This window comes from Neisseria sp. Ec49-e6-T10 (assembly GCF_051132615.1).
Lineage (GTDB): Bacteria > Pseudomonadota > Gammaproteobacteria > Burkholderiales > Neisseriaceae.
Genome location: NZ_CP152375.1, coordinates 1,898,564 through 1,911,785 on the forward strand (window position 1 = coordinate 1,898,564; position 13,222 = coordinate 1,911,785).

Annotated in this window: 15 protein-coding genes; 11 read left to right on the forward strand and 4 right to left on the reverse strand. The window is 39.4% G+C overall.

Annotated features, from left to right (window positions below):
• Positions 1-260: 260 nt before the first annotated feature.
• Both greA and AADH04_RS09765 read left to right on the forward strand, forming a co-directional pair.
• A complete protein-coding gene (gene greA / locus AADH04_RS09760; RefSeq protein WP_434777092.1) occupies positions 261-737 on the forward strand; it encodes a transcription elongation factor GreA in 477 nt (158 codons plus the stop codon).
• A gap of 22 nt (positions 738-759) precedes the next feature.
• A complete protein-coding gene (locus AADH04_RS09765) occupies positions 760-1,215 on the forward strand; it encodes a DUF4149 domain-containing protein (RefSeq protein ID WP_434777093.1) in 456 nt (151 codons plus the stop codon).
• Between the two features lie 56 nt (positions 1,216-1,271).
• On the opposite strand, the gene yhbY is transcribed toward AADH04_RS09765, so the two are convergent.
• Entirely contained in the window at positions 1,272-1,553 is a 282-nt protein-coding gene (gene yhbY / locus AADH04_RS09770) for a ribosome assembly RNA-binding protein YhbY (RefSeq protein ID WP_434777094.1), read from the reverse strand.
• Positions 1,554-1,882: 329 nt separating this feature from the next.
• On the opposite strand from yhbY, the gene AADH04_RS09775 reads away from it, so the two are divergent.
• From AADH04_RS09775 to proC, 6 genes are all read left to right on the forward strand, one after another.
• The gene (locus tag AADH04_RS09775; RefSeq protein WP_434777095.1) at positions 1,883-2,506 is read left to right on the forward strand and encodes an RlmE family RNA methyltransferase; all 624 of its coding nucleotides are present in this window, start codon (positions 1,883-1,885) and stop codon (positions 2,504-2,506) included.
• Between the two features lie 99 nt (positions 2,507-2,605).
• A complete protein-coding gene (gene ftsH / locus AADH04_RS09780; RefSeq protein ID WP_434779828.1) occupies positions 2,606-4,642 on the forward strand; it encodes an ATP-dependent zinc metalloprotease FtsH in 2,037 nt (678 codons plus the stop codon).
• A 56-nt stretch (positions 4,643-4,698) separates the two neighbouring features.
• The gene (folP, locus tag AADH04_RS09785) at positions 4,699-5,538 is read left to right on the forward strand and encodes a dihydropteroate synthase (RefSeq protein ID WP_434777096.1); all 840 of its coding nucleotides are present in this window, start codon (positions 4,699-4,701) and stop codon (positions 5,536-5,538) included.
• Between the two features lie 24 nt (positions 5,539-5,562).
• Positions 5,563-6,894 carry a phosphoglucosamine mutase gene (glmM, locus tag AADH04_RS09790; protein WP_434777097.1) on the forward strand — a complete coding sequence of 444 codons (1,332 nt, stop codon included), beginning with the start codon at positions 5,563-5,565 and terminating at the stop codon, positions 6,892-6,894.
• A 21-nt stretch (positions 6,895-6,915) separates the two neighbouring features.
• Positions 6,916-7,548: a DedA family protein gene (locus tag AADH04_RS09795; RefSeq protein WP_434777098.1), complete on the forward strand. Its 633-nt coding sequence runs from the start codon at positions 6,916-6,918 to the stop codon at positions 7,546-7,548.
• A 30-nt stretch (positions 7,549-7,578) separates the two neighbouring features.
• On the forward strand, positions 7,579-8,370 hold the full coding sequence (gene proC, locus AADH04_RS09800) for a pyrroline-5-carboxylate reductase (protein WP_434777099.1): 792 nt from the start codon (positions 7,579-7,581) through the stop codon (positions 8,368-8,370).
• Between the two features lie 64 nt (positions 8,371-8,434).
• Here the strand turns inward: proC and AADH04_RS09805 are convergent, their stop codons facing one another.
• The 3 genes from AADH04_RS09805 to AADH04_RS09815 are packed head-to-tail and all read right to left on the reverse strand — an operon-like array spanning position 8,435 to position 10,482.
• Entirely contained in the window at positions 8,435-9,049 is a 615-nt protein-coding gene (locus tag AADH04_RS09805; RefSeq protein ID WP_434777100.1) for a LysE family translocator, read from the reverse strand.
• A gap of 10 nt (positions 9,050-9,059) precedes the next feature.
• Positions 9,060-9,995 (reverse strand): DUF808 domain-containing protein, encoded by a 936-nt coding sequence (locus AADH04_RS09810; protein WP_434777101.1) that lies wholly within the window; start codon positions 9,993-9,995, stop codon positions 9,060-9,062.
• Positions 9,996-10,047: 52 nt separating this feature from the next.
• Positions 10,048-10,482 carry a type II toxin-antitoxin system RatA family toxin gene (locus AADH04_RS09815; RefSeq protein ID WP_434777102.1) on the reverse strand — a complete coding sequence of 145 codons (435 nt, stop codon included), beginning with the start codon at positions 10,480-10,482 and terminating at the stop codon, positions 10,048-10,050.
• Positions 10,483-10,659: 177 nt separating this feature from the next.
• Between AADH04_RS09815 and smpB the strand changes: the two genes are divergently transcribed.
• The 3 genes from smpB to guaA are packed head-to-tail and all read left to right on the forward strand — an operon-like array spanning position 10,660 to position 13,055.
• Positions 10,660-11,106, forward strand: coding sequence for an SsrA-binding protein SmpB (gene smpB / locus AADH04_RS09820; protein WP_434777103.1), 447 nt, complete (start codon positions 10,660-10,662; stop codon positions 11,104-11,106).
• A 5-nt stretch (positions 11,107-11,111) separates the two neighbouring features.
• Positions 11,112-11,471, forward strand: a complete 360-nt coding sequence (locus AADH04_RS09825; protein ID WP_434777104.1) for a hypothetical protein — start codon at positions 11,112-11,114, stop codon at positions 11,469-11,471.
• A gap of 21 nt (positions 11,472-11,492) precedes the next feature.
• A complete protein-coding gene (gene guaA, locus AADH04_RS09830; RefSeq protein WP_434777105.1) occupies positions 11,493-13,055 on the forward strand; it encodes a glutamine-hydrolyzing GMP synthase in 1,563 nt (520 codons plus the stop codon).
• Positions 13,056-13,222 lie beyond the last annotated feature (167 nt).

Consider the following 13,222-nt stretch of genomic DNA (forward strand, 5'->3'; position numbering starts at 1 on the left):
CCTTTAAAATAATAAATTGAACTTTCAATTTTCGGTGATTATAAAAGAGAGTTTAGCGCTTGCCTATAGAGAAAACAGCGTTATTGATTAAGCTCAAGAAAGCAGCCATTGAAATATTACCAGATTCGGGTACAATGGGGAAAATTAATTGATTTCGCAAGTTCCATTTTTGGAGCTTGCATTTTTATTTTGCATCAGCAAAAACCTGTGAAAAGCCAAAAAGAGTCTACGCTCTTTTTTATTTTTATATGAGGTAGGTAATGAAAAAGGTTCCTTTAACGGTAGCTGGTGAAGCTTTATTAAAAGAAGAGCTTCAACGATTAAAAAGTGTCGAACGTCCCTCTGTGATTGCAGCAATTGCAGAAGCACGTTCTCATGGTGACTTATCTGAAAACGCTGAATATGAAGCAGCAAAAGAGCGTCAAGGATTTATTGAAGGGCGAATTGCTGAGTTAGAAGCAAAATTAAGTAATGCTCAAATTATTGATCCTTCTACTCTTGATGCCGAAGGGCGCATTGTCTTTGGTTCTACTGTGACACTACTTGACTGTGATAGCGAAGAAGAGGTTCGTTACCAAATTGTTGGTGAAGATGAAGCTGATATTAAATTAGGTAAAATTTCAGTTAACTCTCCTATTGCCCGTGCATTAATCAGTAAAGAAGAAGGTGATGTTGCGGAAGTTCAGGCGCCTGGTGGCGTGAGAGAGTTTGAGGTTATTGCTGTACAGTATATTTAACATTACTCAATAGGTAGATTTCATGAATCAATTAAACAAAATCAAAATAATGGCACTTTGTTTGTGGGTTGGTGGTTTATTTATGATTGGTGGTTTAGTTGCTCCTGTTCTGTTTATGAATCTACCTGATAAAATGACTGCAGGTATGTTGGCTGGAAAATGTTTTGATATTCAAACATGGGTCAATCTTGCTTGTGCTGTGTTGATATTTTTGGTGATGTTATTAGAGAATCAAAGCCACACCTTTAAAAAAGCAGGTTTTTGGTTGTTGCTGATTATGGTGGTATGTGTTGTGGTCAGTCAGTTTGGGATTACACCGATTATTGAACAGTTAAAGGCGGGTAGAGTGCCTGATGCTCATGGCAGTTTAGGCCCAGAATTTGCCAAGTGGCATGGGATCAGCAGCAGTATTTATTGGTTACAAGCATTATTAGGTGTATTGCTTATATGGAATCAAGTTCCACGCAGAGCGGATTAATTTGATTTCATTCTATCTAATAAAAAAGCCACTTATATTTTAAGTGGCTTTTTTATTTAAGATTCATTTGGACGCCATAAAACCAGCTGTTTGCCTATATGTTGTACAGGGTGGGCATTAAGTGTGTCACATAAATTTTGAAAAATAGCTTCACGTTCAGCCCTATCATCACCCATTACTTTTATCTTAATTAATTCATGGGCAGTTAAACTGCTATCAACTTCATGAATAATTGCATCCGTTAAACCATTTTGTCCAATCATCACAACAGCATTTAAATGATGTGCCTGTTGTTTTAAAGCTTGGCGCTCTTTAGGTGTTAATATTTTTTGAGTCATACCATTAAATATATATCGATTAAAATAGTATTGTACGTGAAAGTATACAAAAAGACAGCTGATTATTATAAAAATAACCATTAGATAAAGTGTTTGACAATAGGTCAGTTTGAAAAACCATTAGTGTTGAATCAAACCATCATTTTTTAAAACTTGGCTCGAATACATAGAAAATTGTGTCTACTAAAGTTAATTAAGTAATGATAAAGTATTCATAATTGACTCAATAGTTATTTTATTCTGAATGAAGACAATACTTTGATTGATGAAAAATGAATTTGAATATAAAATTAGCCACAGTTAACTCATCTTGAAGAAAGCCAGCAGTATTGAAATCTAATCGTTCTAAATCATCCAAAGCATGGTTAAGCGAACACGTCCATGATGTTTATGTTCATCAAGCTAAACAAGCTGGCTATAGGGCACGTTCTGCATATAAATTTTTAGAAATTAATGAAAAAGACAATCTGATTCATTCTGGTGATATTGTTGTTGATCTAGGTAGTGCGCCAGGTAGTTGGTCTCAGGTGGCGCAAGAATTAGTTGGTGAAAAGGGACAAGTTTTTGCTCTGGATATTTTACCCATGGAACCTATTGAAGGGGTTCAGTTTATTCAAGGGGATTTTAGGGAAGAAGACGTACTCTTAAAATTTGAAGAGTTATTAAATAATCGACCAGTGGATCTTGTAATTTCCGATATGGCCCCCAATATGAGTGGGCAGGCAGTCACAGATCAAGCCAGAAGTTACTATTTGGCAGAGTTGGCTTTAGATTTTGCCCAAAAAAATTTAACACCAGAAGGTGGTTTTCTGGTCAAAGTGTTTCAAGGCAGCGAGCAACAAAGTTATATGCAAGCAATGCGCGCTGTGTTTTGTCAAGTTCAGGTACGTAAACCAAAAGCATCAAGGGATCGCTCTTCAGAGATTTACCTGCTTGGTAAAAAATTGCGGTAAAAAAATTTATAAAGTATCAATACACATGTTGTCATCACACAAATTATTAGCAAGGAGCCTTATTTCGTGGGTCTACATTTTAAAAATTTAGTGCTTTGGATCGGTTTAGCTTTTTTAGCTTTAACTGTCTTTAATTATACAAGTACAAAAAATGAGAATAGTAAACAAATTGAATATTCTCAGTTTATGGTGGATGTGAATGCAGGTAAAGTCAGTAACGTGACCATGGAAGGCTCCGTAGTAGGTGGTTATGTCATCAAAGGTAAACGCACAGACAATACCGAATTCTTTACCAATGCTCCTTTAGACGACAAGCTGGTTCCTACCTTACTTGAAAAAAAGGTACGCTTAGATGTTAAGCCAGAAGAAAAACCCAGCATGTTGCTCAGTATCTTTATCAGCTTGCTGCCTGTTTTGTTATTAATAGGCTTATGGGTGTTTTTTATGCGCCAAATGCAAGGTGGTGGCAAAAATGGTGCGATGTCTTTTGGTAAAAGTAAGGCTCGATTACTGGATAAAGACAAAAACAGCATTACCTTTAAAGATGTAGCAGGTTGTGATGAAGCAAAAGAAGAAGTCAGTGAAATTGTTGATTACCTAAAAGCTCCTTCACGCTACCAAAGCTTGGGTGGCCGTTTACCAAGAGGTGTTTTGTTGTGTGGTAGCCCTGGTACAGGTAAAACCTTATTGGCTAAAGCCATTGCGGGTGAAGCAAAAGTACCTTTTTTTAGTATTTCTGGTTCTGACTTTGTGGAGATGTTTGTTGGGGTAGGTGCTTCTCGTGTCCGTGACATGTTTGAGCAAGCGAAAAAAAATGCACCGTGTATCATATTTATTGACGAAATTGATGCCGTAGGTCGTCAGCGTGGTGCAGGTTTAGGTGGTGGTAATGATGAACGCGAACAAACATTAAATCAATTATTGGTTGAAATGGATGGTTTTAATAACAATGAAACCGTCATCGTCATTGCGGCAACCAACCGTCCAGATGTTCTAGATCCTGCCTTAATGCGTCCAGGTCGTTTTGACCGACAAGTTGTTGTACCATTACCCGATATTCGTGGTCGTGAACATATTTTACAAGTCCATGCACGTAAAGTACCCATTGATAAAGAAGTTAATCTTGCGACAATTGCACGTGGTACACCAGGCTTTAGTGGTGCCGACCTTGCTAACTTAATAAATGAAGCTGCTTTATTTGCCGCACGCCGTAATAAGCGATTAGTCGATCAAAGTGATTTTGAATCAGCCAAAGATAAAATTATTATGGGTGCTGAACGCCGTAGCATGGTGATGACTGAAGACGAAAAACGAAATACTGCATACCATGAATCTGGGCATGCTATTGTTGCCAAATTGATTCCAGGGTCAGATCCTGTTCATAAAGTGACTATTATTCCACGTGGTAGAGCACTTGGTGTGACCATGCAACTGCCAGAAGAAGACCGTTATGCTTATGACAGAAAATACTTACTAGGACGTATTGCCATTTTATTTGGTGGACGTATTGCCGAAGAAGTATTCATGAACCAAATGACAACAGGCGCCAGTAATGACTTTGAACGTGCGACACAAATGGCACGTGATATGGTGACCCGTTACGGTATGAGTGACAAGATGGGGCCTATGGTTTATGGCGAAAATGAAAGCGAAGTCTTTTTGGGTCGTTCAGTAACCACTACCAAAAACTTATCCGAAACCACCTTAGCAGCAGTTGATGCAGAGATTCGTCGTATTATTGATGAACAATATAAACTTGCGCGTACTTTATTAGAAGAAAACCGCGATAAAGTAGAGCGTATGACCAAAGCTTTGTTGGATTGGGAAACCATCGATTCAGACCAAATTGACGAAATTATGGCTGGAAAAGAGCCTAGCCCACCAAAAGATTACAGTCAAAATGTCAGAACTGAAGAAGAACTTGCTGCTTTAGATGAAATTGATCAATCAAAACAAACAGCTGTTAAAGAGCCAACTGATGGCAATGCGCCAGAAGAGCCAAAAACCGACAGTCCGGTTGAACAAGAGCCAAAAGCAGAAGACACAAAAGTAGAACAAGTTGTAGACAATCATACTGAAGCTACTGAAGGTGTAGACACAGATCAAACTGAGCAAAAAAAACCAGAAGATAAATAAACAAAGGCAGCAAACGCTGCCTTTTTCCTATCAGTACATTTATAAAAAGGATCATCATGCAACTTAATTGTGGTCGTTTTGAACTTGATTTAACGACACCTAAAGTCATGGGCATTTTAAATGTTACCCCAGATTCATTTTCCGATGGCGGTCAGTTTAAAGCCCATGATTTGGCTTTAGAACATGCAAAACAAATGATTGAGCAAGGTGTGGATATTATTGATGTAGGTGCAGAATCAACCCGTCCTAATGCAGCTTTTGTCAGTGAAGAAGAAGAATGGGCAAGATTAGAACCTATCTTGTCATCTTTACAAAACTTTAATGTACCCATTTCCCTAGATACCCGTCGTACCTCTATAATGAAAAAAGCTTTAGCCGAAGGTTGGGTTGATTTAGTGAATGATGTTTCTGCATTAGAAGATGAAGGAGCTGTTGAGCTATTGGCCAAACAATCTAATACCGCAATTTGTTTGATGCATAAACAGGGTAATCCTGAAAATATGCAAAAAGAGCCTTATTATGAGGATGTGGTGGCTGAAGTGAGCCAGTATCTACAAGATAGGGTGCAGGTATGTAAACAGGCAGGTATTGATACCAAGCGACTATTGGTCGACCCAGGTTTTGGTTTTGGTAAAACATTGGCTCATAACCTAGCTTTAATGAATACCTTAGATCAATGGGCAAAAGACCAAGAAGTGCCTGTTTTAATCGGTATTTCCCGTAAAAATATGTTGGGTAAGCTGGTAAATGAACCAGAGCCTAAAAACAGAATGGTTGCCAGTGTGGTTGCAGCCCTTGCAGCTTGCGCTAGAGGAGCCAAAATTGTACGGGTGCATGATGTTAAAGAAACCGTACAAGCGCTGACTATTTGGCAACATATGGGTGTGTTTATTTAAATTTTATCGCAGAAGAAAAACAGAATGTCTCGTAAATATTTTGGTACAGATGGGGTTCGTGGTGAGGTAGGGCAATATCCAATTACCCCCGATTTTATGGTGAAGTTAGGCTATGCTGCTGGTAGAGTGTTGGTCAACCATGATGAGCAAACCCCCACAGTGCTTATAGGTAAAGATACACGTATTTCTGGTTATATGCTTGAAGCTGCTTTAGAAGCAGGTTTTACTGCCGCAGGTGTACACGTTTTATTAACGGGGCCGTTGCCCACACCAGGGGTGGCTTATTTAACCAGAGCCTTAAGGTTGTCCGCAGGTGTGATGATTTCTGCTTCACATAATGCCTATACCGATAATGGCATTAAATTTTTTGCCGAAGGCGGTAAAAAATTAGATGATACGCTGGAGCTAGAAATAGAAGCGATGCTCGATGAGCCTTTAGTCACCAAACCTTCTAAAGATTTAGGACGAGCACGCCGTATTGATGGTGCAGTAGACCGTTATATTGAGTTTTGTAAGAGCAGTTTTCCCCATTATCGTCATTTACGTGGTTTAAAAATTGTTGTCGATTGTGCCAATGGCGCAACATACCACGTTGCCCCTAAAGTATTTCATGAACTAGGTGCCGAAGTGGTGAATATTGGTTGTGAGCCTAATGGTTTTAATATTAATGACAAAGTTGGTGCAACGTATCCTAAAACCTTACAAGCTGCTGTGCTACAGAATGAAGCCGATTATGGCGTTGCCCTTGATGGCGATGGTGACCGATTAATGATGGTTGATAAAAACGGCAAAGTTTATGATGGTGATGCTTTATTGTATGTTATTGCCAAAGCCAGAGCCGTTACAGGCAAACAAGTCGGTGGTGTGGTGGGTACATTAATGACCAACTTAGCGATGGAACAGGCATTAGAAAAACTGTCTATTCCCTTTTCTCGTGCCAAAGTAGGCGATCGTTATGTGTTGGAACAACTTTATCAGCATGAATGGTTATTAGGTGGAGAAGCATCGGGGCATGTATTGTGTTTAGATAAGCACAATACAGGCGATGGCATTATTTCTGCCTTACAAGTGTTTTCTGGTTTGATGGATTTAAACCAAAATTTATCGGATGTTTTAAGAGATTGGCAAGCTTTTCCACAAGTTTTGATTAATGTCCAAATACAAAAAGGTCAAAACTGGCAAACTGCATCAGAGCAGGCTTTAAAAGAAGCAAATGAAGCATTAAAAGGCATTGGTCGGGTGGTTTTACGTGCTTCTGGTACAGAGCCTGTTGTGCGGGTAATGGTCGAGGCTAAAACAGAAGAGATGGCGCAAAAATATGCGCAAATGATTGCTGACTCTATTACCCAGAGTTAAATATTTAATAAAGAAAAAAGAATGGATTACTTTTTCTCAATTTTGCAAGAATTTTTTATTCAATATGGTTACTTAGCTGTTTTTATTGCTTTGTTGATTTGTAGTATTGGTGTGCCTATTCCTGAAGATGTCACCTTGGTTACAGGTGGGGTGATTGCTGGCCTTGGGTACGCAAATGTTCATATTATGTTTATCGTTGGTATGGCAGGGGTGCTCATTGGCGATGGCATCATGTTTATGGCAGGTAAACATTATGGCGATAAGGTCATCAAGTTTCGGCTTATTGCCCGAGTCTTTACCCCCGCGCGTTATAAGAAAATGCAGGAGAAATTCGAGCGTTATGGTAACTGGGTATTATTCTTTGCACGGTTTATGCCAGGTTTACGTACCGCAATGTTTTTAAGTGCAGGTATGAGCCAAAAAGTAACCTTTGCTCGATTTTTAATGATGGATGGCTTAGCCGCATTGATTTCCGTTCCCGTTTGGGTTTACCTTGGTGATATTGGTGCCAGAAATATCCATTGGTTAAAAATCATGGTGCACCGTTTCCAAGTGGGCACATTTGTTATTTTAGGTTTGGTTGCCTGTTTTGTGATTGGCATGTGGTTGTATAAACGAAAAAAAGCCAAGCAAGAAGAAATATCAGAACAATAAAATAACCTACATCAAGCAGAGTACATCAATATGGATAAAACAATAGGATTTATCGGCTGTGGCAATATGGGCAGCGCCATTGTCAAAGGCATTTTGAACCAACAACTGTTCAGCAAAGATAAAATATGGGTCAGTGATAGGCAAAATGCAAGAGCAATTGCCGAACAGTTGGGCATCCAATATGCAGCCAATACAGAAATTGCCAAGCAAGACATCATCGTATTGGCGGTTAAGCCAAATATAATGGCAAAAGTGTTGGCTGAAATTAAACCCCTTATCCAACCACATCAAATTATTGTGACCATTGCTGTAGGTTTAACCATTCGGTTTTATAAAGATATTTTGGGTGACAATATAAAACTTGTTCGAGTCATGCCCAATACGCCTGTTGCAGTGGGTGAGGGGATGTCAACATTAACTTGTGAAGCACCAGTGACAGAAGAAGATCAGAATACGGTTCGTTCTATTTTTAATGCCATTGGTCAAACAGCCGTGATTGATGAATATCTCATGAATACAGCTTCTGCCGTGGCAGGCTCAAGCCCCGCTTTGGTAGATTTATTTATTGAAGCCATGGCCGATGGTGCGGTGCGTCATGGTTTGCCTCGTCAAATTGCATATGAAATGGTGACTCAAGCCATTTTAGGTTCCGCAAAATTAGCCAGAGACACAAAAATACACCCAGGTGTATTAAAGGATCAAGTATGTTCCCCTGCCGGCACAACCATTGAAGCTGTTACCACATTAGAAAAACACAATTTTCGTTATGCCGTGATTGATGCCATTACCGAGTGTGTTAAAAAAGCAGACAAAATGAGCTAGCAATGTTTTTATAAAAAAGAGGCAGAACACAGTTGTTCTGCCTCTTTTTTATCATCATTTTGGGTTACCAAAGTGCCACTTTAAGCCCCAAAGCGACCAATACCGTACCCAAAAGCTTATCTAAAACTTTATGCACTTTATTTAAAGCAGTTTGCACAGAATGGCTTTGAATAATGGTAATCAATAAAGGCCACCAAACAACCGCTTGAATTAAAATAATAAAGGCGTACCAAAGTTTTTCTGAGAAGGTAGAATCTATGGCCAAAACTTGTGTGAAAATCGCTAAAAAGAATAAGGTGGCTTTTGGGTTTAACAAATTACACAACAATCCTTGGTAAAAAGCCTTTTTTAAACTGATTGGCGTTTTTTCCTGTTGTTGAAAATCCATTTTGCCATTGCCCTTACTTCTTAACGCTTGAATGCCAATATAAATTAAATAAGCAGCGCCTGCATATTTTAAAATATTAAATAACCATGGGGTGGTGGTAATCACAAGAGCCAAACCCGCAATACAATAACTCATATGAAACGCAATACCCAAAATCACCCCTAAAGCCGTCATCATGGCCGCTTTTTTTGGATAATTGAGCGCATTTTTAACGACCAGAAAAAAATCAGGGCCAGGGGAAAGCATGCCCAATAGGGCAATAGTAAAAACCGATAAACTTGTTGCTAACATAAAATTTGTCCTAAGCTGGCGTATTTTTAGGTTTAAATATACGCGTTAAAGGCGTCATAATCAATAAAATAACCGCCCCTGCTAATACACCAAAAACAGCATTTAAAATGCTGGGCGTCAGCGCAGCAAGTAGACCGCCTAAAATAGGGATATTGGTCAAACCTTGGGCAATTTGGTTAAAAAAATCAGACACAATATGAATGCCATGGGTCAAAATACCCCCACCAACCATAAACATCGCAATGGTACCAACAACAGTTAAAAACCGCATTAAATAGGGGGTGGTATTGACCAAAATAGCCCCTATTTTTTTTGCCAGCATATTGGTTTTTCGCATTAAATAAAAACCAACATCATCTAATTTAACAATACCTGCAACCAAACCATAAACACCCACAGTCATAATCACCCCTATTAAAGCAATCACAGCCGTTTGCATTAAAATAGATTGGCCTTGTACTGTACCAAGTGAAATCACAATGATTTCAGCAGATAAAACAAAATCAGTCCGAATGGCACCTTTAATTTTGTCTTTTTCAAAAGACACCAAGTCAAGATGCTCGTTTTCTAAGGCTATTTCACTTTCGTGTTTTGCTTGATCATCTGGCTTATGTAAAAACTTATGAGCCAGTTTTTCAAAACCTTCATAACAAAGAAAAGCCCCACCAACCATAAGCAAAGGGGTGATGAGCCAATTGACATAAAAGCTGATCAACAAAGCCGTAGGGATTAAAATCACCTTATTCATAAAAGAACCTTTGGCAACAGCCCAAACCACAGGCAGTTCCCTATTTGCCCTCACACCCGAGACTTGTTCTGCATTTAAAGCCAAATCATCCCCCAGTACCCCAGCTGTTTTTTTTGCCGCTACCTTTGTCATCAACGATACATCATCCAGTACCGACGCAATATCATCCAAAAGCGCAAGTAAACTTCCTGTTGCCATAAACTATCCTGTTAAATTGTAAAAAAATAAATAGAATCTTTAAGAGAGCGATTTAATCATCATCAAATCGTTTTTCTGCTTCTTCAATAAAAGCATCCACTAAATTGTTGCTCACCTGACTGAAAACAGGGCCAATAATTTTATCGAAAAAAGCATTGGTGAATTCATACTCGATAGAAAATTCAATGCGACAGCCAACATCACCTACGGGCGTAAATTTCCACAAACCATATAATTTTTTAAAAGGGCCTTCAACCAAATGCATTTGAATGCTGTTGTAAGGGTCGTTGACATTTTTGGTGGTGAATTTTTGCTTAATAGTCAAATAACTCATATGCAAAGTCGCCACTTGTTCTGTTGCGGTACGAGAAATAATATCGGCCTGAGCACACCAAGGTAAGAATGTAGGATAATCTTCAGCATGATCCACTAATTCATACATTTGTTTCGGTGTGTAAGGAACCAGAATATTTTTTTCAACTTTCATGATGTGTGCCAATTGAATCCATATGTTTTAAGTGCGAATTATGCCATGAATTGAACCATTTTTTTAAGTTCTTTCTGAAAGAGTTTTATCAGAAGTAAGATATTCTGGCATAACGCCAGAATGATTTTAACTTGCCATATACTTTCTGTTAAAATGAGCGCTTAATCGGAGTATAAAATGAGTATTGCAAATAATAAAAAAGCATTTCATGACTATTTTATTGAAGAGCGTTTAGAAGCAGGTTTGGTTTTACAAGGTTGGGAAGTCAAAGCCATTCGTGCTGGGCGCATTCAATTAAAAGAAGCATACATACATTGGAAAAAGGGCGCCTTTTATTTAGTGGGCTGCCATATTACCGCATTGCCTACAGCCTCAACCCATATTAACCCCGACCCAGTGCGTCAACGTAAACTTTTGCTCAAACAAAGCGAAATTAACCGATTAATTGGTAAAGTAGAACGCTCAGGCTATACCCTAGTGCCACTGAATTTTCATTTTAGCCGCGGCATGATTAAAGCAGAAGTAGGCTTAGCTAAAGGTAAAAAACAGCATGATAAACGCCAAACACTGAAAGAACGTGATTGGCAACGTGAAAAACAACGTTTAATTAGAGATAAAGGTTAATCATCATGAACAAACCCTCAGCGTTTTTTCCTTTGGTGTTAATTGCCATAGGTGGCTTGTGGTTATTGAATATTCTGGACTTGCTGCCAGCAACCAGTACCTTATTTGCCGCCATTTTTATGGTCATTGGCGTGCTGATTTTTATTATGGATGGCTTTAATAAGTCCTCTATCGTGGCTGGCCCTTTTTTGATGTATTGCGGTGTGGGCATTTACTTAAATCATCAAGAATCTATTCGATTATCTGTGATTCTCGCAGCGGGTATGGTGGTTTTGGGCTTGTGTCTATTATTGGCCCGTGCAAGCTTTATTCCTTATAAAAACGAGCGTCGTGTAGCAAAAAAGCGTGACGCAGATTTTAACTAATTAAAATGGCATTTAAAAAATATGGATAAAATACTGATTCTTGATTTTGGATCACAGGTTTCTCAACTGATTGCACGTCGAGTACGTGAAGCAAACGTTTATTGCGAATTACACCCTTATGATATGCCTTTAGCGGATATAAAAGCATACGCACCAAAAGGCATTATCTTGTCGGGCAGCCCAAATTCTGTTTATGATTCGGACTACCATGCCGATAAAGGCTTGTTTGATTTAGGCGTGCCTGTTTTAGGCATTTGTTACGGCATGCAATGGATGGCCTATGAATTTGGCGGTAAAGTAGAGCAGGGCGATCAACGAGAATTTGGCTATGCCAAAGTATCTCTTAAAACCAATGCCTTAACCCAAGGCATCAGCGACTACAGCGAAGAGGCTGCTCTTGATGTATGGATGAGCCATGGTGATAAAGTCACCCAAGCGCCAGAAGGTTTTGAAATCATTGGTTTAACCCCCAGTTGCCCAGTTGCCGTTATGGTCAATAATGAGCGCCGTTTTTATGGGGTGCAGTTTCACCCAGAAGTCACCCACACCAAACAAGGTACCGCATTAATCAACCGCTTTGTCCATGAAATTTGTGGTTGCGACACCAGTTGGACCATGCCCAATTATATTGACGAAGCCATTGCCAAAATCCGCGAACAAGTTGGGCAAGATGAGGTTATTTTAGGGCTATCTGGTGGGGTAGACAGCTCCGTTGCTGCGGCACTGATTCACCGAGCCATTGGTGATCAACTAACTTGTGTGTTTGTTGACCATGGTTTATTGCGCTTAAACGAAGGCAAAATGGTGATGGATATGTTTGCCGACCATTTAGGCGTTAAAGTCATCAGCGTCGATGCATCGAACGAATTTATGAGCAAATTGGCAGGTGTTACCGACCCAGAACAAAAGCGCAAAATCATTGGGGGTGAGTTTGTTGAAGTATTTCAAGCAGAAGCAGGTAAACTAACCAATGCTAAATGGCTGGCACAAGGCACCATTTACCCTGATGTGATTGAATCAGCAGGGGCAAAAACCAAAAAAGCCCATACCATTAAAAGCCACCATAATGTAGGTGGTTTGCCAGAAACCCTAAATTTAAGCCTATTGGAACCTTTGCGTGAATTGTTTAAAGACGAAGTACGCGAACTGGGCGTCGCCCTTGGTTTACCACGTGAAATGGTGTACCGCCATCCTTTCCCCGGCCCAGGTTTAGGGGTGCGTATTTTGGGTGAAGTTAAAGCCGAATTTGCCGACCTATTACGCCGTGCCGATGATATTTTTATTCAGGAATTACGCAATACCGTCGATGAAAATGGACAAAATTGGTACGACAAAACCAGCCAAGCATTTGTGGTGTTTATCCCCGTTAAATCAGTTGGGGTAATGGGTGATGGTCGTACCTACGAATACGTGGTGTCTTTACGCGCGGTAATCACCAACGACTTTATGACCGCACATTGGGCGCATTTACCTTATGACTTATTAGGGCGTGTATCGAATCGGATTATCAATGAAGTACGCGGTATTAATCGTGTGGTTTATGATGTTTCAGGTAAACCGCCTGCGACGATTGAGTGGGAATAAGTAGGAAAGATATTAAGTGGGGGTAGTTTTTTAGCATATTAAAATATCATGCGGCTTTATGAAACCTAGTTGTATCATTATAGAACAACTAGGTTTTTGCTTATGATAGGTTTAATAAATTATCATCAGAAGATTATTGTTATGTGTTTTTTTGAATATATAAAATA